Origin of the sequence: Cellulophaga sp. 20_2_10 (genome assembly GCF_023476645.1) — a bacterium.
GTDB lineage: Bacteria > Bacteroidota > Bacteroidia > Flavobacteriales > Flavobacteriaceae > Cellulophaga.
This window is the reverse complement of record NZ_JAMCOJ010000003.1, coordinates 1-24401: the sequence shown is the minus strand read 5'-3', so window position 1 is coordinate 24401 and position 24401 is coordinate 1. Positions and strand designations below refer to the sequence as shown.

Below are 24401 nucleotides of genomic sequence, written 5' to 3'. Positions count from 1 at the left end.
AATCACATATGCTATCTATTAAAGACCTGAACAAAACGTATCCTAACGGAACAAAAGCGTTAAACAATGTAAATTTAGAAATTAGCAAGGGTATGTTTGGCCTTTTAGGTCCAAATGGCGCTGGTAAATCTAGTTTAATGAGAACCATTGCTACCTTACAATTAGCAGATAGTGGCAGTATAGAATTTAATGGCACAGATGTATTTAAAGAGCCTGAAGAATTACGTAAGGCTTTAGGTTACCTACCACAAGATTTTGGTGTATACCCTAAAGTTTCTGCAGAAATGATGCTAAATCATATTGCAAAAATAAAAGGGATACAAAACAGTGGTGAGCGCAAAGCATATGTTGCCGACTTATTAAACAAGGTAAATTTATACAAGTTTAGAAAAAGAAACTTAGGTGATTATTCTGGTGGTATGCGTCAACGTTTTGGTATAGCACAAGCACTTATTGGTAATCCTAAATTAATAATTGTAGATGAGCCAACTGCTGGTTTAGATCCTTTAGAGCGTAACCGTTTTCATAACCTATTAAGTGAGCTAGGAGAAGATGCTGTGGTAATTTTATCTACACATATAGTAGACGATGTTATTAACCTTTGTACAAATATGGCTGTTTTTAACGAGGGTCAAGTACTAGTACAAGGCCATCCTATAGAACTTACCAATTCTTTAAACGGCAAGGTTTTTAGAAAAAGTATTAAAAAAGAAGAAATTGCCGCTTTTGAAGAAAGTCACACTGTATTGTCTTCTTATTTACGTAGCGGAAATTTAAATATAAATGTGTATGCTGAAAGTAACCCTGGTGAAGGCTTTGAAGTCATAAACAACACTTTAGAGGACTTTTATTTTTACAGTATTAACCAAAAGGCTAAACAAACTGTGTAATTATGAAAGAGATATTTTTATTTGAACTTAAATACAGGTTACGCAGACCCGTAACATACATTTACATTTTTCTGTTGTTTATAATTCCGTTGCTAATTTCAGTTTTTCAGGATTCTGGAACAGCACAGTTTACCAATAGTCCTAACGCAATTGCAGGCGTACTGGGTAGTTTAAGCATTCTTGGTTTGTTTTTCTATGCCGCAATTATGGGCGTACCAGTGTATAGAGATGAAGAACACAAAACAGCACAAACCTATTTTACGTTTCCTATAACAGAGAAAAATTACATTTTAGGTCGTTTTTTAGGTAGTTTCACTATTGTAACTATAATGAATATTGGTGCTGTACTTGGCGCAATAATTGGTTTTACCATTGGCGCTATGCTAAACAGGCCAGATTATGGTACCTATACTGGCTTTGATTTTACGGCATACTTTCTTCCTTTTATATTTTACCTTACGCTTAATTCACTTTTTATTGGTGCATTATTCTTTAGTTTAATGACGTTTTTTAAAAGGATGTCTATTTTATATTTAGGAGGAATCTTAATATTCATTTTAAGCAACATAGCTGGCACTTTATTGGGCGATTTAGATAGCCAATGGCTAAGTATTTATTTAGATCCGTTTGGTTCTCAGGCATATCAATTTATTAAAAAATATTGGTCTATAAACGAGGTTAACACCTTGTATTTACCAATGTATGGTGAGTTTTTACTAAATCGTGTTTTGTGGTTTGCTATTAGTATTGGTATTTTTGTTTTTACATTATTTAAATTTTCATACCCTAGTTTTTTAATTCCTAAAAAAGCTAAAAAATTAAAAGAAGATAGCATAGCACCACAAAGTGCTATAGCAATAGAAACTATAAAACAAGCTTTTACTAAAAAAGCCAATTGGGGCAACTTATGGTCTTTAAGTAAAATTGAATTTTTATCTATTGTTAAAGAGAATGCTTTTAGAATTCTTATTCTAGTTGGTATTATTTTCTCTGTATTTCTAGCTACGCAATCTACCCAAACATATGGCACTCCATCTTTACCTCTAACTCGTTTTATGGTACAAGAGTTAAGTTCTGGCCTATTGGTTTTTTCTATAATTATACTTGTTATTTATGCAGGTGAAGCTGTACACAGAACAAGAAGTAATAAAACTTTTGAGTTTTATGATGCATTGCCAGTGACCAACGCAACCCTATACATTTCTAAAATTATATCTTTAGTTGGTGTAGCAGTACTTCTTACAATAATTACCATAGTCGTAGGTATGTTATACCAAACATATAATGGGTATTTTAATTATGAAATTGGAATGTACCTTACATTTAATTTCGCCAATATATTTCCTGCGTACATAACAACGGTACTACTTGCCTTTTTTATTCACGTACTAGCAAATAATAAATTCTTAGGTCACTTTTTAGTTATTGTAATTGCTTTAGGCCTGCCTGTACTAATTACATTAATTTTTAAAGTAAACAACCCACTATTTATATACGGTGGTGTACCAAGTAGTTTTTTAAGTGATTTAAATGGCTTTGGACATTACTTAAATGGCGGATTTTGGTTAAATCTATATTGGATTTTATTTAGTTGTATTTTAGCTATAGTGGGCTATGTTTTCTGGAGCAGAGGATTTTATTCTTCTTTTAAAGAAAGATTTCGCTTAGCTGTTTCTCGTTTTAAAGGGAAAACAATAGCTGTATTCTTAGTCTTTACTATTGCATTTATAGCAGTTGGCGCTTACAGTTATTATAACTTAAAAATCTTAAACAGTATAGAAAGCGCAGATTACAGCAATAAAAATGCTGCCGATGCAGAAAAAAAATACGTAAAGTATTTAAACAAACCACATATACAAATTATAGATCTTAAGGCTAAAGTAGATATTTACCCAGAAGAAAGAGACGTTTATGCAGAAGGTAATTTTACTGCCGTTAATAACTTTGACACTCCAATAGACACGCTTTTAATGGAGGTTAAATTTGGTGTGGCAGATACTAAAATAACAAAGGTTGTTTACAATGGCAAAGAACTACAACCATTTTTAAAAGACAGTATTTACAGGCTATTTATATACAAGTTGCCAGAGCCTTTACAACCAAAGGATACTGCTTCTTTAGTTATAAATACTAGAGCTATTACTAAGGGGTTTTCTACCGGATTAGAGACAAATGTATTAAATAACGGTACATTTTTTAGAGATGACATTTTCCCTTCTTTTCATTATGAAATTGCTTTAAACGATAATGGTACTCGTAAAAAGTATGATTTAGAAGAAATGGATTATTTACTATCGCCTAGAACAGATACCATTGCATTACGTAAAAACCTTTTTAATGAAGATGCGAACTACATGAACTTTGAGGCTACTGTAAGCACCTCTAAAGGGCAAACAGCAATTGCCCCTGGTAAGCTTATTAAAAAGTGGGATAAAGACAACAGAAGCTACTTTACGTATAAATTAGGAGAAAAAACAGATTATTTCTTCAATTTTGCTTCTGCTGCCTATGACGTTAAAAAAGACACGTGGACTGCACCAAGCGGTAAGAAAGTTGCTATAGAAGTTTATCATTCTCCTAAACACAAAAGAAACTTAGAACACTTTATAAATGGGGTAAAAGTATCTTTAGATTACAACTCTAAAAACTTTTATGAGTATCCGTATTCTATTATTAGAATTGTAGAATTCCCTGCATACTCCACTTTTGCACAATCTTTTGCTACAACAATACCTTATTCTGAAGATTTTGGTTTTGTGGCAGATTTTTCAAAAGCTGAAGATTTTAATTATGCCTTTAGAGTAACATCGCATGAGGTTGCGCACCAATGGTGGGGACATATTGTAACACCAAGTAAAACATCTGGCGCTAATATTATTTCTGAAACCTTAGCAGAGTATGTGTCCTTAATGACAATGAAAAATGAGTATGGTGAAAACGGAATAAAATCGTTCTTAAAAAACTCATTAGATGAATATTTAAGAAGTAGACAATTTAGTTTTAAACCAGAACGCTCTTTGCTTAATGTAGAAACTGGTCAGCATATTTGGTACCGTAAAGGTTCTATGGTTATGTACGAGCTGCAAGATGTTATTGGTGAAGACAAGATTAATAGTGCATTAAAACAATTTTTAAACGAGTATAAGTATTTTAACAAAGGTGTTTATGCAACATCAGAGAATTTATATGATGCTATTTACGCTGTTACACCAGACTCTTTAAAGTATAAGGTGACAGATGGTTTTAAAGAAATTGTTTTATACGAAAACAAAGTAGTAGATGCTAAAACTAAAAAATTAGACAACGGAAAATGGGAAACTACATTTACCGTAAACTCTTCTAAAATTTATTATGATGATAAAGGAAAAGAAAGGGAAACAGATACTAAAAAGAATTTAGTTGATGTTGGCCTTTTTGGACCTGACATTAAAAATGAAGATAACGTAACTCTTAAGGATCCATATTATTTTGAATTAAAATGGCTGACTCCAGGAGACAATACATTTACAATTGTAACAGACAAAAAGCCTGAAAAAGCAGGTATAGATCCGTACAATAAATTAATAGACCGTAAGTCTAGTGACAACTTAAAAGAAGTGTTAGAATAAACAAAACACATACTTTTACAGCTATTAAAACGCTCCTTTTGGGGCGTTTTTGTTTTCACAAACTCTTTAAGTCAACAAACCACCTAGTTTGTTACGTGCTACACAATAGCTACAAACAGTACTAAAAAGTACTTTTTAGCCCTAAAATTGGCCAATATATCTGCCAAAAAGTTTAAAACATGGTAAAAACGACTAAACAAAATAAACTAAGTAGTCTGTTTTCTAATTTTTAGAACCATAAACAAATCATTCTAAAAAAAATACCTTTTTTTAAAACCCTCTTTTATTTTTTGCCGTAGGTAAGGTCGTAATCAAATATTAAAACACACAAAAATGAAATTAGCTAAATTATTAAAATCGACTTCACTAGCTATTGTACTTTTAATTGGAGCAAACACATTTGCACAAGATAAAATGATGAAGGCTGAAACTAAAATGGTTGGTGGTGCAGAAATGTACCCAACAAAAGATATTGTATCTAATGCGGTAAATTCTAAAGACCACACAACACTTGTTGCTGCTGTTAAAGCAGCAGATTTAGTAGAAACTTTACAAGGAGAAGGTCCTTTTACTGTTTTTGCACCAACAAATATGGCTTTTGAAAAATTACCAAAAGGTACTGTAGAGACTTTATTAATGCCAGAAAACAAAGCAACATTACAAAAGGTACTTACTTACCACGTTATTGCCGGTAAACATTCTGCAGCAGATATAATGAAAGCAATAAAAATGGGCAAAGGAAAAGCTGAATTTACTACTGTTGCTGGCGAAAAATTAACTGCAATGGTTACTAAAGGAAAAGTACAATTAAAAGATGTTGCTGGTACTATATCTACAGTTACAATCGCAGATGTAAACCAGTCTAACGGAGTTATACACGTAGTAGATACGGTAGTTTTACCAATGAAATAGTTTATTAGTTTGATTGATTTTTCTCCAAATGTAAAATGGTGTCTAAATTACTTTAGACACCATTTTACATTTCAATACTTTTTACATCACCCTATATCTTACACCCACTCCTTAGGTGTTTTTAAAACCTGAAGCAAATTATCTTCTTCGCTATCTTCTATTGGGTTATGATCATAAACCCATTGTACATGCGGTGGCAAACTCATTAAAATACTCTCTATACGCCCATTGGTTTTTAGTCCAAACAAGGTTCCTTTATCGTGTACCAAGTTAAACTCAACATAACGGCCACGTCTAATTTCTTGCCAATCTCTTTGTTCCTTAGTATACGGTAAGTCTTTCCTCTTCTCTACAATAGGCACGTAGCACTCCAAAAAACTATTACCAACCTCGGTTACATAATTGTACCAATCTTGCATAGACATACTCTCAGTGGCCTTACAATAGTCAAAAAACAACCCACCAATACCGCGCGCTTCGTTTCTATGTGCATTCCAAAAATACTCATCACAGCGTGCTTTGTATTTAGCGTAAAATTCTGGGTTGTGTTTATCGCAAGCTGTTTTACATATAGTATGAAAATGAGTAGCATCTTCATAAAACAAGTAATAAGGTGTTAAATCTTGTCCACCACCAAACCACTGATCTACAATGTTACCTTCTTTATCATACATTTCAAAATAACGCCAATTTGCGTGCACAGTAGGTACCATTGGATTTTTAGGATGTAAAACAAGACTTAAACCGCACGCAAAAAAATTAGCATCTTCTACACCAAAATACTTCTGCATACTATCTGGCAATTCGCCATGTACACCAGAAATATTCACTCCGCCTTTTTCAAAAACAGCACCGTTTTCTATAACTCTAGTTCTACCACCACCGCCTTCTGGACGTTCCCAAATATCTTCTTTAAATGTAGCTACGCCATCTACAGCCGCTAATTTATTAGATATCGTATCTTGTAATTCTTGTATGTATGTATAAAATTTATCTTTCATTATTACTTTTTAAATCTTAAAATAAGGTAGCCAATAATTGCCGCAATAATAGAACCTATTAAAATCCCAATTTTAGCGGAATCTATATACTTAGGACTGTCTGCAAAAGCTAAACTTGCAATAAAAATTGCCATAGTAAAACCTATTCCAGCTAAAAACGATACTCCAATAATTTGTTGGTTACTAATATCTGAAGGAACCTCTATCAATTTAATCTTTTTAGCCACAAAAATAATTAAACTTATCCCTATACTTTTACCCAACACTAAACAAATACCTATGTTTACTATTAATGCAGTTTCCAAGTCCAAACCACTACTTAAAACAACCCCAGAGTTCGCAAAAGCAAACAAAGGTATTATAAGATAAGCAACCCAATTATGTAATTTATGCTCCAAATTTTGTAATGGAGATTGGTATTTGTCTGTCCATTCTCCCAAATCATCAATCTCGCTTATCTGCCCTTTCAATAAAATTGGTTTTTTAGAAACAGATGCTTTTTTAATGTTGTTTGTAATCTCCACTAAGTTATCTACAAATTCTGGAGTAGTTATCTTTTGACGAATTGGAACAGCAAAAGCCAACAAAACACCAGCTAAAGTAGGGTGTATACCAGACTTTAAAAATAAAGTCCAAATAATTATACCTAAGAAAATTAAAATAAAATTAGAATAATAACCAACATAAGAAATTAGGTATAATGCTAATAAAAGCAAAAGCGCTATTCCCAATAACATTAGTTGTATGTTGCTACTATAAAATAATGCAATAACCAAAACAGCACCTAAATCATCTACAATTGCAAAGGCCGTTAAAAAAACTTTAAGACTTAGCGGCACTCTATCTCCCAAGACCTTCAAAAGGGCTAAAGAAAAAGCAATATCTGTTGCCATAGGAATACCCCATCCTTTTGCTGTTTCTGGATTATCATTTAAAATAAAAAAAAATAAAACGGGAATAACAATACCTCCTATAGCTCCCAACAATGGAAATGCAATTTTCTTTAATGAGTTAAGTTCACCAATAAGAAATTCACGTTTAATTTCTAATCCTATTAACAAAAAAAAGATTGCCATTAATCCATCATTAATCCATAAAATAAGTGGTTTTTTTAACTCAAAATTATCCGTTACAAAACCAACTTTATAGTCCCATAGAGACTGGTAGCTTTCTACCAAAGGAGAGTTTGCAAAAACAAGAGCTAAAATTGTAGCTATTAGCAGCAATATACCACTAGAGCTTTCAATTTTTACAAATTTTTGAATTGGAGTAAGTATTATTTTTTTCACCATAAATATTATCGATTTAATTTATATAATTCCATATCTAATGGCAAGCTGCCAACTGGAGTAAATTCGTTAATTAGTGTTTTCTGCCAAATAAAACCGTTAGTCTCTGCAATAGTAACACTTGCTTTATTTGTTTTATGTGTGATGATTACCAACGAGTTTAAATTTAACTCGCCAAAAGAATAACAGCACAATTCCTTAACAGCTTGCGCAATTACACTTTTTCCTTTAAACTGATAACTAACACAGTAAGCAAATTCGGCTTCTCTTTTATTCCTGTCAAAGTTTTTTAAATACACTAAACCTACCAAAGCATCTGATTCTTTCTCTTTTACCAAAAAAAGAAGTTCTGTTGCTAATTTATATTCTTTTGCTTTTTTAGCCGCAAATATTTTAGATAAACCGGGAGTTAAATTCTGCTCCAATGTTTTAGGCATATACAATTTAAACCTGTCTTCATTTGCAACCATAAAATTACACAAAGCCCAAGCATCTATTTCTTGAATAGGAGTTATGTAATAAGATTGAAAATTTAAAAGCATACGGATTGTTTATTTCGAAGCAACTAAAGTGTCTTTCTTTAAAACCTCAACAGTTTTTAAAGTCGCTGCCGTTACAGACAAGGGCAAAACTAGAATAATACCCACCAACGGAATAAACAAAAATAACATAAAAATTATACCGTTGCCAATTGCTAAGCCTCTATTTTTCTTAACAAAACGAATACTTTCTTTATATTTTAAATGACGCTCCAAAGTATAGTCCATATTACCAAAACCCGCGTAATATGCTTGCATTAAAAATAATAATATAGTAGACACTACCCCTACAACAGGGATAAAACCGAGAAGTATAATTGGGATCGTAAATAAAATTTCTTTAATTAAGTTTCTAACGTTTATGCGTATACCACGCCATAATTGTTCGCTAAAAGATGTGTCTGTATGACTATGAGCAGGAATACCCGTTAAATGTGCTTCAATTTTTTCTGAAACAGGACTCATAAATGGTGCAGAAAGTGCCATTACAATATGTTTGTATAACAACAATCCTATTACAATAATTGCTGTTGCTCCTATAAAACTAGATACTGTAGTAAACACCTCTTTTCCCCAGTCCCAAACCCAAATTTGAGCTATAAAAGCACCTATATTATCTGACAAACCATAAGCCAAAAACCCAATAATTGCCGCTGTTACAAGACTAATTAATATAGGAACAAAAAAATATTTCCAAAGTTTTAACTTAGAAATTAAAGCAAAACTACCTCCGTATGCTTTTATTCCTTTTAGTATGTTTTTTAACATATAGTATTCATTTTTAGTTTCTAAAACTAAGATACGATATACACCATATTTGCGGGGTAAGTTTTAATGTCTTTTTGTACATTAATTTTTTCTGCGACTTTACTTTTATTTAAAATAAAATCTATTAATTCTTCTTCAGGTTTGTTGGCGTAATTAAAGAAATACAATCTACCTACGGCATTATTTTGAAGATCCATTTGCTCATCTAACTCATTGTTATTTGTAACCTTTTCATACAAATCGGTTACTTTTTGAGCCCAAAAAACACTTTTTTGCTTGTCTTTGGTACGTTTTAAGGTATATGTACACAAAAGTGCATTCCACACAGCGTGTCTAAATGCGTTTCCTATATTACTTTTACTATGGCCACCAGGATAATACGTATTGCAAAGTACAAATGTTTGTTTTGTAGCTTTTATACTAGGAATCAGCAAAAACGGGTTTCTTAAAAACAGTAAAGACAGTTTAAAAAACTGTCTTATGCTTAACTTCTTTATTCTGGTCCAGACCTTCACGAACTAGGCTTTATACTCTTTTACAGCATCTATAAATGCCTTAGCATTCTCTAGTGGTATGTTTGGTAAAATACCGTGACCAAGATTTACTATGTATTTGTCTTTACCAAATTCATTAATCATTTGGTGTACCATTTTTTTAATGTCTGCAGGTGGCGATAACAACCTAGATGGATCAAAATTACCCTGTAACGTTATGTTACCTCCTGTTAAATACCTTGCATTACGTGCAGAGCACGTCCAGTCTATACCTAATGCAGACGCACCAGATTTAGCCATTTCATCTAAAGCAAACCAACATCCTTTACCAAAAGCAATAACTGGAGCCTCGTCTTTTAATGCATCTATAATTTGCTGCATATACTGCCAAGAAAACTCTTGATAATCTGTTGGTGATAACATACCTCCCCAAGAATCGAACACCTGAACAGCGTTAACACCAGCCTTAACTTTCTCTTTTAAGTAAGCAATTGTAGTGTCTGTAATTTTTTGTAATAATTGGTGAGCTCCAACAGGATTTGTAAAACAAAATTCTTTTGCTTTATCAAACGTTTTGCTACCTTGACCCTGTACACAATAGCATAGAATTGTCCAAGGAGAACCTGCAAAACCAATTAAAGGAATATCATCATTTAACTTCTCTTTTGTCATTTTAATAGCATCCATAACATAACCTAATGTGCTATTTATGTCTGGTACAATAACAGATTCTAAGTCTTTAGAAGTACGAATAGGATTTGGTAAATACGGACCAAAATTTGGTTTCATTTCTACCTCAATATTCATTGCCTGCGGAATAACTAAAATATCAGAAAATAAAATAGCAGCATCCATACCATATCTACGTATTGGTTGCACTGTTATTTCTGATGCCAATTCTGGAGTCTGACAACGTGTAAAGAAATCGTATTTCTTCTTGATTTCCATAAACTCTGGTAAGTATCTACCAGCCTGACGCATCATCCAAACCGGTGGTCTGTCTACAGTTTCTCCTTTTAAAGCTCTTAAAAATAAATCGTTTTTTATCATATCCTATTCCTAACCCTCTCCGTTGGAGATGGAATTTGTATTAACTTATACTCAACTTTATAATAACCTAAAGGCTAAAAGCCTACTGTTATTTATAATGTTCATTTACTAAATCTATAACACTTTCTACTGTTGGTAATTTTGCTACCCTAACATCTGAAAACTTTTTTCTAGCTTCTACTGCTGTCGTATCTCCAATACAAAATGCAATAACGTTAGGTGTGTTCTCTAACAAAAAGCTTTCTACTCCAGACGGACTATAAAACAAAACAGACTCTATAGTATCGTCTAATTTTTTAGTATCAAACTTAGTTTGGTAAGCTTCAAACTCGTTTATTGTTATATTGTTTTCTTCTAGTATTGTTGGCAACTCATCTAACCTTAAGTTACTCGCAAAATAAGTTACTTCTTTGGTTTCTAAATTATCAACTAAATAATGAGCCAGTTCTTTTGCAGTTTTTTCAAAGTGAACAACCGGACCAATATTGTTTTTTATAAAACGTCTTGTTTTACGACCAACACAGTAAATATTCTTGAATTGCAATTCTGATCCAGGAAAATTTGTAACAATAGATTCTACCGCATTTTTGCTGGTAATAATTACGTTTTCGATTTCCTTTTTAAAGATACGAGGTGGCAATCTATTAGGACTTACCTTAATAAAGTCTTTACTTTCTACTGTAATACCTTTTGTAAACCTATCCTTTTGATCGTTGGTAAGTAGCTTTGTAGAAAAAACAGAAGTTTTCTTTTCTTCACTATGCAAACCTTCCATAATATACTTCCCGCCACGATCTAAAACAAACTCTGCAACCGTAGCAGCTAAATCTTGGTGTTTCCCTAATTTTACAACTCTATCTGCCTCAATTTTTTTAGATCCATCAGGACTTAAAAGTATAACTCTAAAAACTACTTGCTCACTCTTTATGTAAGCTAAAGCACCTATTGGAGCAGTACAACCACCTTCTAATTTATTTAAAAATGTACGCTCTATTGTAGTACAAATTTCTGTTTCTTCATGATTAATTTCTGCACAAATAGCCAAAATATCTTCGTCTATTTCTCTAGCAGCAATCATAATTGCACCTTGCCCTGGAGCAGGCACCATCCAATCTAAATTTACAGCTTCTTCTGGTCTTAGCTCTAAACGTCCAATACCTGCAGCTGCAAAAATAGCACCGTGCCAAGTTTCACTGTCTTCTAGTTTTTGCAAACGTGTGTTTATATTTCCGCGTATATCCTCTACGGTGTGCGTTGGGTAACGGTTTAACCACTGTGCTTTACGGCGTAAACTACTCGTAGCAATAACACCATCACGAGCACCTAAAAATTCTTCGTTATTCTTATACACCAAAGTATCTCTTACATTACCACGTTCTAGAACAGCAGCTTGTACAATACCGTTTGGCAAAACAGTTGGCACATCTTTTAAAGAATGTACAGCAATATCTACATCGCCATTTAACATAGCTAGGTCTAAAGTTCTAGTAAAAATACCTGTAATTCCTAATTCGTAAAGAGGTTTATCTAACTCTAAGTCTCCTGCAGATTTTACAGCAACAATTTTTGCTTTGTGACCTAATTTTTCTAGTTCAGATTTTACTCTGTTTGCCTGATATAATGCAAGTTCACTATCTCTGGTACCAATGCGTATTATTTTGCTCATTTTATTGAATTCAATTCTAATTGAAAAACTTTCTGTATTAAATCTAAACTATTATTAGCGTCTGTATTTTCATCTTTTAAATGATTTGCAAACTGCTTTGTAATCTTCTGTATAATACGATCTGTTATAATATCTGCTTCTTCTAAGTTAAAGTTAGCAGCCTTTTTGCTATGAAAATCTAGCTCTTCTTCTTTAATTGTGTTTAGCTTTTGCTTTAATGCTTTTATTACCGGAGCAAATTTTCTGGTTTCTAACCATTTTATAAACTCACCTTTAATTTCATCATTAATAGCCTCTGCTTGCGGTATAAATTGTTTTCTTTTTTCTAATGTTTCATCTGTCATTTGCGACAAATGATCTAAATGAATAAGCGATACATTATCTAGCTCATCTACACTTTCGGCAACATTCTTAGGAATAGAAAGATCTAATATTAAAAGAGGCTTTTTTGTATAAATTAATTCTTTAGAAATTGTAGGTTGTGCAGCGCCTGTAGCAACTATTAATACATCTGTATTTCTAATTTCCGCTTGCAGATCTCCGTAATCCTTAACCACCAAATTAAACTTACCAGCAACTTTTTCTGCCTTATCTTTAGTTCTATTTATTAAGGTAATGTGCGAGTTTTGCGTATGCTTTATTAAGTTTTCACACGTATTACGCCCTATTTTACCAGTTCCAAAAAGTAAAATGTTTTTTTCTGATATATTAGGAACGTTTTTAATTATATACTGAACAGATGCAAAAGCCACAGATGTTGCCCCGCTAGATATTTCTGTTTCGTTTTTAATACGTTTACTTGCACGTATAACAGCATTACACAAACGCTCTAAAAAAGGGTTTGCCAAATTGTGCTTTTTAGAACGAACAAAACTTTGTTTAAGCTGACTTATAATTTCAAAATCGCCTAGAATTTGACTATCTAAACCTGTACCTACTTTAAATAGGTGACTAATAGCGTCGTTATTTTTGTATACATAAGCAACCTCTTGGAACTCTTCTACGGTACCCAAAGCATTATCACACAACAATTTTATTAATTGAAATGGATGCTTTGCAAAACCGTGAAGTTCTGTTCTATTACACGTAGAGGTCACCAACAAACCGTCTATACCTTCTTCTACCGCCTCTACCAGCAATGCATTCATTGCTTTTTCATCCAAACTAAATTTACCTCTTACAACTGCATCTGCCTTTTCGTAATTAAGACCTATGGTGTAAAAGGAACTGTATTTAGAAATATGATAATTCTTCATGGGGAATTTTTCAAATCGATTACAAAAATAATTCTAGCATTACAATAAAAGTAACGCTAGAGGAACAATAAGTGTCGATTACCGCTTTTTACCTAATAATTGACGCTTAAAAACTGCTAAATGCCTATATTTGTTGAAATAAGAACGATTCTTAAAAATCTATTTAGAACCTTTCTAAATAGATGTGTGTTGTAATATTTTTTAATATGGAAGCAAAAAATACCGCTAAAGGTTCATTTGAAGAAGTGCTAATTGAAGATGGGTTTTATGTACTTAAAATACAAAACGATAGTATTGAAAATCAAAAAGTTGAGCGCGAAATAGACAGTTCTTTTATTCAGTTTCATTACTGCTTAAAAGGCAACGGAAAGTTTATTTTTAATGACAGCAGCTATGCATTAGAGGTTTCTGAAGAAAATTCGCTTTTACTATACAACACTCAAAAAGATCTACCTTTAAACCTGGAGTTAAGCCCTAACTCTTGGATGGTTTCTGTGGTAATGACCATACGCAAGTTTCACTCTTTATTTTCTAAAGAAGCAGAATATATTCCGTTTTTAAGCTCGGATTTTAAAGATAAAAAATACTACTCACAAGAAAATGTGAGTCCGGCTACGGCAATTGTTCTTAGTCAGATTATGAACTACAATCTACATTCATCCATTAAAGGTTTATACATAAAAGCTAAGGTTTATGAGCTTATAGCGCTGTATTTTAATATGAGTGAAGACGCAGATATAGAACAATGTCCGTTTTTGGTAGATGAAGACAACGTACAACGCATTAGAAAGGCAAAAGAGATTGTTATTGCAAGAATGGCAGAACCACCAACATTAGCAGAACTGTCTGATGAAATTGGCTTGTCATTAAAAAAGCTTAAAGAAGGTTTTAAGCAAATCTACGGGGATTCGGTTTACAGCTTTTTGTTTGAACACAAAATGGATTATGCCCGCAAAATGTTAGAAACAGGGCAACATAACGTAAACGAAGTTGGCTTAAAAGTAGGCTACAGTACCGCAAGTCATTTTATTGCCGCCTTTAAAAAGAAATACGGAACAACACCAAAAAAGTACTTAATGTCTTTAACTAATGGGTAAATAGATAAACTACATTGGCCTAGCCACCATAATACCAATATTACTTTTTATCTTTTTAAGATAATCTACCAACGGCAGTTTTGTAATCTCTACTTGCATAGAACCTGTAGAAGCATGTAACATATGTATACGACCATCTTCTGCGCGTATTGCAATACCCGTATGCGTAACATCCAAACCTTTTATAGAGGTTGCTAATGCAATAATATCTCCTGATTGTAGTAGGTGTTCGTTAGCGGCAATATCTTCTTGAGACACTACACAAAACTCATTTTGCTTTAGTTCTGCTTCAGACTTTAATATCGTATTGTAATTGGCATCATCTTTTAAAAACGGATACAAATCTCTGTGGGTACCCATAAAGTTAATTTCCTTTTTTACAATTTTACCACCAAGGTCGTTGGTTATATTGTTAACCAAGCCTTTGGTTTCATTGTTAGAAATCCACTCTGTAAAATAATGCAATCTAGAGCCATAACCATTTAATTGTCCGTCTCTATATCTAATTTTTTCTAAAGCATTTGTAAAAGAAGAAAACTCTAAATTATCCGCTCTAGAAATTAAACCAAAAGCAAGTACATTTTCTACAAAAGTAGTACAGTCTAAACCGCGTAAATTTACAACTAAAGATTCTTTTTCTCCAACTTCTAATGTTTTAGCAACGTAAGGAATTTTTAAAAACGTTTTGCCTATTGACGTTAAAGAGTCCCCAAAATTGACAGATTGAGACAACAAACTTATTTCTTTAGTTTTCTTATTAAACGCTATTCCATCTTCTGGAGAACAGCTTATATTTTGCGCAAAAGTTGCAGTAACAAATAGAAGGCTAAAAAAAAGGAAGAGTTGTTTCATCGTCATCAAAAATAATCAAAAATTAATTATTATAAAGTCTGTAATTTCCGTGATAGGCATTTGGCTTAAATATCGATGCTCTTTTTCTATCTTTTAAAATAAACCCATCTATAGCCATATCTAATAACTCTTGTTCCGTATAAATATCGTCCATAGAAATTCCGTTGTTTTGATAAAATGGTTTCCCTCCTATTTTGGCACCTTTTGGATATACTATTAGGTATAATTTAGAAGCGTTATCATAAATGCTCTCCTGAGTAAATCTATAAAAATAACCCACATAGTCCTTACCTCTGTATTCTATATCTTGCATCTGAATAAAACCAACTTTATACTTATTGGTATTATGTATATTTCTCCAACAGACAATACTCTCCCCAAGACTTTCTGCTGTGTAAAATTCTTTAGGGAAAATCTGCAATTTCTTTGCGACTTCTAGCTTATCAAAAAGTAATTTTCTAGTTTTAGGGTCTGATGCTAATGAATCTAAAATACCATTTGGTATAGCTGAATTTGATCTAGCCAATAAAGCAGCATATGTAGTTTTAACTGCGGCATCCTTACTTAACAACAACTTTGAATAAAACCACTGAACCTCTTTTTCTTTACGAAACGGAAAAAGTAAAATAGCATAGTCTTCTAGTGTATTATAAGTAACGTTTCTATTGGTATAATTTAGATTGTTTCGTTTATTCTTATCTTTCCCTAAATGTCTTTTAAGCTGAATTTTGGCATCATTTAGAATCTGCTTCTTATATTTTTTATACCCATTGGACTTTAAATATCCGTGTAACTGCAAACGTGCCAAGAGTGAAAAAATAGGCTCTTTATATTCTTCTATAGCGCTGTATTCTAAAATCTCTGGAAACAGGTGTTTTGCCAAAGACAAACTATCTACATAAGGTTTAAAAATACTGCTAATAGCAAAGCTGTTACTAACCAAAGGCAAGTCTTTAGACATTAGACTTAACAGTTCATTTATAGAGGCAGTATTTGCCTTAGAGGAAACGGCTTGCAATATCTTTGTCTGCGCATTAGAATTATTATAAGAGTCTTCATAAAAATTAGAAAAGAAAGGCGCAACCTTTGGATTCTTCAATTTACCCAATTGCTGTATTAAATGCGCCTGAACAAATTTCTGCTCTTCTTTAAATTTAAAATTAGCGATATAATACTGAAGCGAATCCAAATGTTTATTCTCAAAATTTATATAGCTGTAACCTTTTAAAACAATACTATCATTTTTACGTAAGGCCGCAAAAAATTCAGCTGTTTTATCCTCCAAAAAGGACCTACCTATAACAGTATCTTTCGGTTTAAAATTACTTAAAAAATCAGTTACAAACTTACTTGGCTTTTCATCTGCATCTACAGCTGTTTTAATTTCATACAACAAGCCATCTTTAGAAAGATTCCTTACTAAAATACCTCTTGTACTTGCCGTATCTGCCAAAACAAGTTGTAATTGATTGTAACCATCCGGAGTTACAGAACGCTCTTCATTTGTAATTATAAAACTATCATTAGCATATATTTTTTTTCGCAAAGACCACAAAGAGTCTAAACTAGGCAACATTAAAAAATCGTGTGCCTTGTGCACAGATACCTGTATTACTTCGCCATTACTATTTTCATAGAGATTGGTTTTCTTGTATGCCTCATATGCTTTCGGTTTTTTACCTCCTACTCTATAATTGTAATTATTTATTGAAAAACTAGGTGGTTTTACAATTGTCTTTGTTGTAAAAAACAAGGCTGTATCCTTAACTGTAACAAATTCTTTTTTATAACTAGGAGGTGTTGTTTTAAATGAATTAAAAAAGGTTTTTGCAGTAACAGAATCTGTACCAACCATTCCTAATAAATAGTAATTAACCCCATTTATAACCGATTTTAAATACAGCTTTTTACCTGTAACCACGTCTAATATTGCATTAGATGTAAGCGCCTTATTTTCTATACTATTATATGTTGGTTTAATTTTTAGCTCTTGATAAAAACGTTTATGAATTTGCTTTAACTCAAACGTATCTTCTTCAATAAAGCGTAAATCGTTCTGCGTTACTCTTCTTAGAAAAAAATAATCGTCTGTTTTTACATCTACCCCTTGCACCAGCCTGTTTCCTTTTCTATACTTATTTGCGAAAGTATAATTAGATGGCATTTGAACTGAGAAATCTTTAAATCCGGAAGTAACCTTTACCTTTTTTAAGAGATCTTTTTTAAACGATATGGCATTAAATATAGTATCTGAATAGTGCTGAACATACGCACCCTCACCTCCCATTTTAAAAATAATAATTTCTAAAGGAGTAATGTAAATTTGATATCGCTGATGATCTCCATTTTTAAGTACGTTTTTAATCTCAATAAAAGGAACACTATCCTTTTCTTTTCTACTTTTCTCTAAAATTTTTCCAGGAATATTTTCAAACAATAGCTCATCAATCTTTTTAAAATCGAAACTTCTATCTTTTTTTAAATACGAAAAAGTAGGCACACGGGTAATCATTACATAACTACCATTTGCTAAATCTGGCACAATATAACTTGTCGTATTTCTATCTCTAACGGCATACAATTTATTTGGCAGCAATGCCGTAAAAACAGCATCATCAGGTGACTGCTCTATATATGTATTTGGTTTAAATGTTCTTTCAATTTTTTCTTTAAGTTGCTTGCCTTTAGCACCTGCCTTAGAAGTCAGTGGCTTTACAATATACCCTTTGGTACGCAACAAGGCTATAACACCATTTTCACCTGGCAAATGCGCCGCTCCTATCCCTGTAAAAACCTTATTATTGGGCAATAGAGAATCTAGTTTTTTAACCATATTCTCGTTTCTAATATAGAGCATATTTTTAAGATAATGGTCGGTATATATTCCAGAGTCTAAAGAGTCAATTAAATTTATATTTCGTTGTCTGTATGCATCTTGCAATAAAAAACCCATTCCTTTCTGTTGCATCTTTTTAAGCAACCAATCATCTGGTTTTTCTTTCATAGAATTAAGACTAGCTCTACCTACAAGTGTAGACGATTCTTCTAAATCCTCTAAGGCTACAATCTGTTTATTAAATTTTTGTCCCGCTTGGTATATAAACATATCCAAATAGGTTTCTTCTTCAAAATCTTGGTTGCTAGAGTTGGTTCTGTATAACAATCCGTTAAGCACTCTATCTTCCAAAGACAAGAAAGCACCTAAGTCTTCGGTTTGCGGATTATTCATTAAAAAAGATTTGGAATAAAAGCCGTCTGGAACATAACTATACCCAGAGGTTTTATTTTCTTTTAAATCTTCTTCCAGCCAAGTAGCTGGGTCAGATTCTAAAGCAACAATATCACTCTTTAACAAAGACTCATAAAAAACATCATCTAACCTAAAAGCAACCTTTTTACTAACGTGCATTGTTCCGTATACATAAGATGTTTGTTTTAATCCGTTACCAGAAATTTCCCAAAGCAAGCTATTTTCTTCTTGTGCCCTTGCAGATAAAAAAGAAAAAACTAGTAAAACAGAACAAATTAAAATGCGCATAAACATTTATTTTTTATAAAATAACAACGTAAAATTCTTACGTAAGTTGCATTAAAATAATTTACTGTAAAAAAAATAGCAACTAATTAACGTTACATTAGCAGATAAGACATTTTTAAAACTATTACTACTATTCAAGAATAAGTATAAATTATAGCCAAAAGTGTTAAAGTTGAGTTACAAGCCTTATTTTTGCACTTCTAAAAAGATACAATTGTGAAAGGAGTTTTATTAGTAAATTTAGGATCACCGGATAGTCCCACCGCTAAAGATGTTAAACCATATTTAGATGAGTTTTTAATGGACGAAAGAGTTATAGATGTACCTAATTGGTTACGTAATATTATTGTACGTGGAATTATTTTACGTACCAGACCTAAAAAATCTGCCGAAGCCTATAAAAAAATCTGGTGGGAAGAAGGTTCTCCGCTTGTTGTAATCTCTGAACGTTTTAGCAAAAAAGTACAAGAACACACAAAAATGCCAGTTGCTTTGGGTATGCGTTATGGTAGTATGACTATTAAAAACGGATTGCAAGAACTTAAAGACAAAGGCGTAGACGAGGTATTGTTAGTTCCTTTGTACCCACAATATGCAATGTCTTCTTTTGAAACCGTAGTTGTAAAAACGATGGAACAAAAAGAGCAGTATTTTCCAGAAATGAAAATTACTACATTGCAGGCTTTCTACAAGAATGACGACTATATAAAAGTACTATCAGAAAGTATTGCTAAAAACTTAGAAGGTTTTAATTACGATCATATATTGTTCTCTTACCACGGTATTCCTGAGCGTCATATTAGAAAATCTGACCCAACTAAGTTTCATTGTAAAATAGATGGTTCTTGTTGTAGCACAAACTCTGTTGCTCACAACACTTGTTACCGCCACCAATGTTATGAAGCTACAAAAAGAGTAACCAAATATTTAGGTATTCCAGAAGATAAAATAAGTGTTTCTTTCCAATCTCGTTTACCAAACGACCCTTGGTTAAAACCATATACAGATTTTGAATTTGAGCGTTTTCCCAAAGAAGGCAAAAAGAACTTAGCTGTAATTACACCTGCATTTGTTGCTGATTGTTTAGAGACACTAGAAGAAATTGCAATGGAAGGTAAAGAGCAATTTACAGAAGCTGGTGGTGTAGAATACAAACATATACCTTGTTTAAATACTGATGAAAACTGGGTTGCTGTTATGGCAGACTGGGTTAACAACTGGGAAAAAGACGGTAGCTTACCTAGCTAAATAAACTATTGTACTTATGGACGAATATTACCTGTATATAAAATCACTTCACTTAATTTTTGTAATTACGTGGTTTGCTGGTTTGTTCTATATACCAAGGTTATTTATTTACCATATTGAAGCTAGTTTTAAACCATCACCAGAAAAAGAAATATTAATAACACAGTTTAAATTAATGACCAAACGTCTGTGGTACATTATTACGTGGCCATCTGCCGTTTTAGCTGTGTTATTTGCTGTATTATTACTTATAATTAACCCATCGTTCTTACAACTGCCTTGGATGCACGTAAAACTGGGGTTTGTTTTTTTATTGATTTTATACCATTTAAAAAATCATCAAATAGTAAACCAATTACAAAAAGACCAAATAAGGTACAGCTCTAAATTTATGCGTATTTGGAATGAAGCCTCTACGCTTATTCTTTTTTCTGTGGTGTTTTTAGTTATTGTAAGGAACGCTATTAATTGGATCTATGGTGTACTTGGTATTTTTGCTTTAGCCTTACTTTTAATGCTAGGAATTAAGCTATACAAGCGTATTAGAACTAAAAACCCCAATGCTTAAAAAACACTGAAAACAAGCAAGTTAGCCCCTATCTACCCCTATTAATTTCCTTGGCTAGTAGTTTTTCCCTATTTTTAGAGAGACTAATTACAACCAAGAACATTATGAAACTCACTTACTTAAAAAACAGCACACTCTTGTTGCTGCTTTTATGCATTTCTCAAATTTCTTTTGCTCAAAAAAGAAAACAAAAATCTACAGTAGATCAATATCCAGAAGCGTTATACAGCAGTATGCAATACCGCTTAATTGGACCCTTTAGAGGTGGTAGATCTGCTGCCGTAACCGGCGTACCTAACAAGCCAAACCTATTTTATTTTGGTGCCACAGGTGGTGGTGTTTGGAAAACTGAAGACGGTGGTAGAAGTTGGGGTAATATCTCTGACGGATTCTTTGGTGGTAGTATTGGTGCTATAGAAGTAGCACAAAGCGATCCTAATATTATTTATGTAGGAGGCGGAGAAAAAACACTTCGTGGTAATGTATCATCAGGTTACGGTGTTTGGAAAACTGAAGATGCAGGAAAAACTTGGACTTCTGCTGGCTTAAGTAAAAGCAGGCACATACCGCGTATAAAAATTCACCCTAAAAATCCTAACATTGTTTATGCAGCAGTTTTGGGCAACATATACAAACCTACAGAAGAACGTGGTGTTTATAAAAGTACAGATGGTGGTAAAACGTGGCGTAAAACACTTTTTGTAAATAGCAATGCAGGCGCTGTAGATTTAATGCTAGACCCCAATAATCCTCGTGTTTTATATGCATCTACGTGGCGCGCAAAAAGAACGCCTTATAGCTTAAGCAGTGGTGGCAATGGCTCTGCTTTATGGAAAAGTACAGATAGCGGAGAAAGCTGGACAGAGATTTCTAAAAACGAAGGTTTCCCAAAAGACACATTAGGCATTATTGGTGTTACTGTTTCGCCTAAAAACTCGGAACGTGTGTGGGCTATTGTAGAAAATAAAGAAAAAGGCGGTTTGTACCGCAGTGATGATGGTGGCAAAAAATGGACACAAGTAAACCAAGAGCGTAAACTAAGGCAACGTGCTTGGTATTACACCCGTTTGTATGCAGATACAGAAGACATAAATACTGTTTATGTACTTAACGTACAGTACCACAAATCTACAGATGGTGGCAAAACATTTAATACGTTTAATGCACCACACGGAGATCATCATGATTTATGGATAGCTCCAGAAAACCCAAAGCGAATGATTATTGGTGACGATGGTGGCGCACAAATTACGTATGATGGTGGCGATACTTGGAGCACGTACAGCAACCAACCTACAGCACAGTTTTACAGAGTTACTACAGACAATGCATTTCCGTACAGAATTTATGCGGCACAGCAAGACAATTCTACCATACGTATAAACCACAGAAGTGATGGGCGTTCTATTGGCGCTAATGATTGGGAGGAAACCGCAGGTGGCGAGTCTGCACATATTGCTGTAGACCCAACAAATAACGATATTGTGTATGGTGGTAGTTATGGCGGATTTTTAACTAGAAAAAACCACGAAACAGGTACAACAAGAGCTATTAATGTATGGCCAGACAATCCTATGGGGTATGGTGCAGACGGTATGAAATATCGTTTTCAATGGAACTTTCCTATACTATTTAGCAAACACAACCCTAAAAAACTATACACTTTTTCTAACCACGTACACGTAACAGAAAATGAAGGTCAGTCTTGGAAATTATTAAGTGATGATTTAACTCGTAATGACGCCAGTAAGCTAGTTTCTAGTGGCGGACCAATTACACAAGACAACACAAGTGTAGAATATTACTGCACCATTTTTGCAGCCAATGAGAGTCCGCTTAAAGAAGGTTTACTTTGGGTTGGTAGTGATGATGGTTTGGTACACGTATCTACAAACGGAGGCGAAACTTGGGAGAATGTTACGCCTAAAAATATGCCAGAATGGTCTATGGTAAACAGTATAGAACCTTCTGCTTTTAATGAGGGTACCTGTTATGTAGCTGCTACAAAATACAAGTTGGGCGACTTTGCTCCGTACCTATACAAGACTACAGATTACGGACAAACGTGGACAAAAATAACAAACGGTATAAACAATGAGCACTTTACACGTGTAGTTCGCGAAGATCCAAAACAAAAAGGATTGTTATACGCCGGCACAGAAACAGGAATGTATATTTCTTTTAATGATGGTGCTAATTGGAAACCTTTTCAGTTAAACTTACCTATTGTACCAATAACAGATTTAACCATTAAAAACGACAACCTAATTGTAGCTACGCAAGGTAGAAGTTTATGGATTTTAGATGATTTGTCTGTATTGCATCAATTAAACGAAGATGCCAAAAATGCAACATCAATCTTATACAAACCAAAAGACACGTACAGAACAAAAGGTGGTAGCAGCAGCAAGCCATCTAAGTTGGCAGGTAGCAACCATCCAAATGGTGTAATTACACATTTTTATCTAAATAAATTAGAAGAAAAAGACAGTGTTAAGCTTATCTATTTTAATAAAAAAGGAGACACTTTAGCTACATTTAGTACTACTGCAAAAGAGAAAAACAAAAAGCTAACTGCTAAAAAAGGCGGCAATACTTTTGTTTGGGATACACGTGGCAAAGGCGCAGAAAAATTAGAAGGAATGATTTTTTGGTGGGCTAGTTTTAACGGTGCAAAAGCTGTACCTGGAAATTACAAAGTACAATTGGTGGTTAATGGATCTACACAAAGCAAAGACTTTACTATTTTGCCAGACCCAAGAGCAGAGGCTAGTGTTGCAGATATGCAAAAGCAATATACATTTATAAGTGAAGTAAATGCTACCGTAGACAAAGCACATACGTCTATTAAAAAAATGCGTAAAATAACAGCACAACTTGCTGCTTTTGAAAAACAACACAAGGATACTGAAGCTACAAAAGAACTGGTTGAAAAAGCCAAAACAATGCGAGAAAAGTTAGAAAATATAGAGAAAGAGCTGTACCAAACAAAAAACAGAAGCAACCAAGATCCGCTTAATTTCCCTATAAAACTCACCAACAAATTAGCACATATAAACAGTTTAATTGGTTTGGACGATTTTCCGCCAACAGACCAGGATATTGCTGTTAAAAAAGAGCTTACAGCTAAAATTAATACGCAACTAACTGCTTTTAACAAGGTGTTAAATGATGAAATTACTACTTTTAATACTGCCTTTAATAACCTAAAGTTAAATTATTTATTTATTGAAGAGTAATGCGTTGTAAGAACAATTTAGAAATTATGAACCTAAACCAATAACACATAATAGAGAATAGAGAATAGAAAAAGTTAATTATGTACACAAAGAAGCCTCTTTTTAGAGGCTTTTTTGGTTATAGATTTGTTTGATAAAAATTAGGACTAAAACAATTATACATTTCCGTAATTCTAGTACAAAAAATGTTTTTATATTGTAAGAAAAATAGCAACCAAATAATAGCTAGGAATGCAAAACGTGCGTTTACACAACCCTATTGGCGAAATAAACGCAATAAAATGAGGTTACTGACTAGTTGTAAGCAATTTAAATCAACATTATAAGAACAATGAAATTTCTAAATATTTTTGCTTTTCTAGTACTAATCCATACCACAAATGGAC

The 24401-nt window shown here is 33.1% G+C and carries 17 protein-coding genes; 7 read left to right on the top strand and 10 right to left on the bottom strand.

The window, feature by feature from the left end:
* Positions 1–8 precede the first annotated feature (8 nt).
* From M4I21_RS06430 to M4I21_RS06420, 3 genes are all read left to right on the top strand, one after another.
* Entirely contained in the window at positions 9–890 is an 882-nt protein-coding gene (locus M4I21_RS06430) for an ABC transporter ATP-binding protein (protein ID WP_249558301.1), read from the top strand.
* Positions 891–892: 2 nt separating this feature from the next.
* Positions 893–4498 carry an ABC transporter permease/M1 family aminopeptidase gene (locus tag M4I21_RS06425; RefSeq protein WP_249558300.1) on the top strand — a complete coding sequence of 1202 codons (3606 nt, stop codon included), beginning with the start codon at positions 893–895 and terminating at the stop codon, positions 4496–4498.
* A gap of 333 nt (positions 4499–4831) precedes the next feature.
* The gene (locus M4I21_RS06420) at positions 4832–5410 is read left to right on the top strand and encodes a fasciclin domain-containing protein (protein ID WP_249558299.1); all 579 of its coding nucleotides are present in this window, start codon (positions 4832–4834) and stop codon (positions 5408–5410) included.
* Positions 5411–5508: 98 nt separating this feature from the next.
* Here M4I21_RS06420 and hemF read toward each other — a convergent pair whose 3' ends face one another.
* The 8 genes from hemF to hemA form a co-directional block, all read right to left on the bottom strand.
* Positions 5509–6411: an oxygen-dependent coproporphyrinogen oxidase gene (hemF, locus tag M4I21_RS06415; protein ID WP_249558298.1), complete on the bottom strand. Its 903-nt coding sequence runs from the start codon at positions 6409–6411 to the stop codon at positions 5509–5511.
* Between the two features lie 2 nt (positions 6412–6413).
* Positions 6414–7703, bottom strand: a complete 1290-nt coding sequence (gene nhaA / locus M4I21_RS06410; protein WP_249558297.1) for a Na+/H+ antiporter NhaA — start codon at positions 7701–7703, stop codon at positions 6414–6416.
* A 5-nt stretch (positions 7704–7708) separates the two neighbouring features.
* Complete coding sequence (locus tag M4I21_RS06405; protein WP_249558296.1) at positions 7709–8242, bottom strand: GNAT family N-acetyltransferase; 534 nt, start codon at positions 8240–8242, stop codon at positions 7709–7711.
* A 9-nt stretch (positions 8243–8251) separates the two neighbouring features.
* Positions 8252–9007: an EI24 domain-containing protein gene (locus M4I21_RS06400; protein ID WP_249558295.1), complete on the bottom strand. Its 756-nt coding sequence runs from the start codon at positions 9005–9007 to the stop codon at positions 8252–8254.
* Positions 9008–9033: 26 nt separating this feature from the next.
* Positions 9034–9522 carry a DUF6973 domain-containing protein gene (locus M4I21_RS06395; RefSeq protein WP_502798712.1) on the bottom strand — a complete coding sequence of 163 codons (489 nt, stop codon included), beginning with the start codon at positions 9520–9522 and terminating at the stop codon, positions 9034–9036.
* Positions 9523–9525: 3 nt separating this feature from the next.
* Positions 9526–10551 carry a uroporphyrinogen decarboxylase gene (hemE, locus tag M4I21_RS06390; RefSeq protein ID WP_249558293.1) on the bottom strand — a complete coding sequence of 342 codons (1026 nt, stop codon included), beginning with the start codon at positions 10549–10551 and terminating at the stop codon, positions 9526–9528.
* Between the two features lie 88 nt (positions 10552–10639).
* Positions 10640–12217 (bottom strand): hydroxymethylbilane synthase, encoded by a 1578-nt coding sequence (gene hemC / locus M4I21_RS06385; RefSeq protein ID WP_249558292.1) that lies wholly within the window; start codon positions 12215–12217, stop codon positions 10640–10642.
* Positions 12214–13473, bottom strand: a complete 1260-nt coding sequence (gene hemA, locus M4I21_RS06380) for a glutamyl-tRNA reductase (protein WP_249558291.1) — start codon at positions 13471–13473, stop codon at positions 12214–12216. Before hemA ends, hemC begins: the two co-directional genes overlap by 4 nt.
* Before the next feature lie 206 nt (positions 13474–13679).
* Between hemA and M4I21_RS06375 the strand changes: the two genes are divergently transcribed.
* Positions 13680–14570, top strand: a complete 891-nt coding sequence (locus M4I21_RS06375; protein ID WP_249558290.1) for a helix-turn-helix transcriptional regulator — start codon at positions 13680–13682, stop codon at positions 14568–14570.
* 9 nt (positions 14571–14579) lie between these two features.
* Here the strand turns inward: M4I21_RS06375 and M4I21_RS06370 are convergent, their stop codons facing one another.
* Positions 14580–15428, bottom strand: a complete 849-nt coding sequence (locus M4I21_RS06370; protein ID WP_349628842.1) for an N-acetylmuramoyl-L-alanine amidase-like domain-containing protein — start codon at positions 15426–15428, stop codon at positions 14580–14582.
* 16 nt (positions 15429–15444) lie between these two features.
* Positions 15445–18960 (bottom strand): TraB/GumN family protein, encoded by a 3516-nt coding sequence (locus tag M4I21_RS06365; protein ID WP_249558289.1) that lies wholly within the window; start codon positions 18958–18960, stop codon positions 15445–15447.
* Between the two features lie 216 nt (positions 18961–19176).
* On the opposite strand from M4I21_RS06365, the gene hemH reads away from it, so the two are divergent.
* The 3 genes from hemH to M4I21_RS06350 all read left to right on the top strand — a co-directional run bounded on the left by hemH (position 19177) and on the right by M4I21_RS06350 (position 24015).
* Positions 19177–20208, top strand: a complete 1032-nt coding sequence (gene hemH, locus M4I21_RS06360; protein WP_249558288.1) for a ferrochelatase — start codon at positions 19177–19179, stop codon at positions 20206–20208.
* 16 nt (positions 20209–20224) lie between these two features.
* A complete protein-coding gene (locus M4I21_RS06355; RefSeq protein WP_249558287.1) occupies positions 20225–20776 on the top strand; it encodes a CopD family protein in 552 nt (183 codons plus the stop codon).
* A 104-nt stretch (positions 20777–20880) separates the two neighbouring features.
* Positions 20881–24015, top strand: coding sequence for a VPS10 domain-containing protein (locus M4I21_RS06350; RefSeq protein WP_249558286.1), 3135 nt, complete (start codon positions 20881–20883; stop codon positions 24013–24015).
* Positions 24016–24401 lie beyond the last annotated feature (386 nt).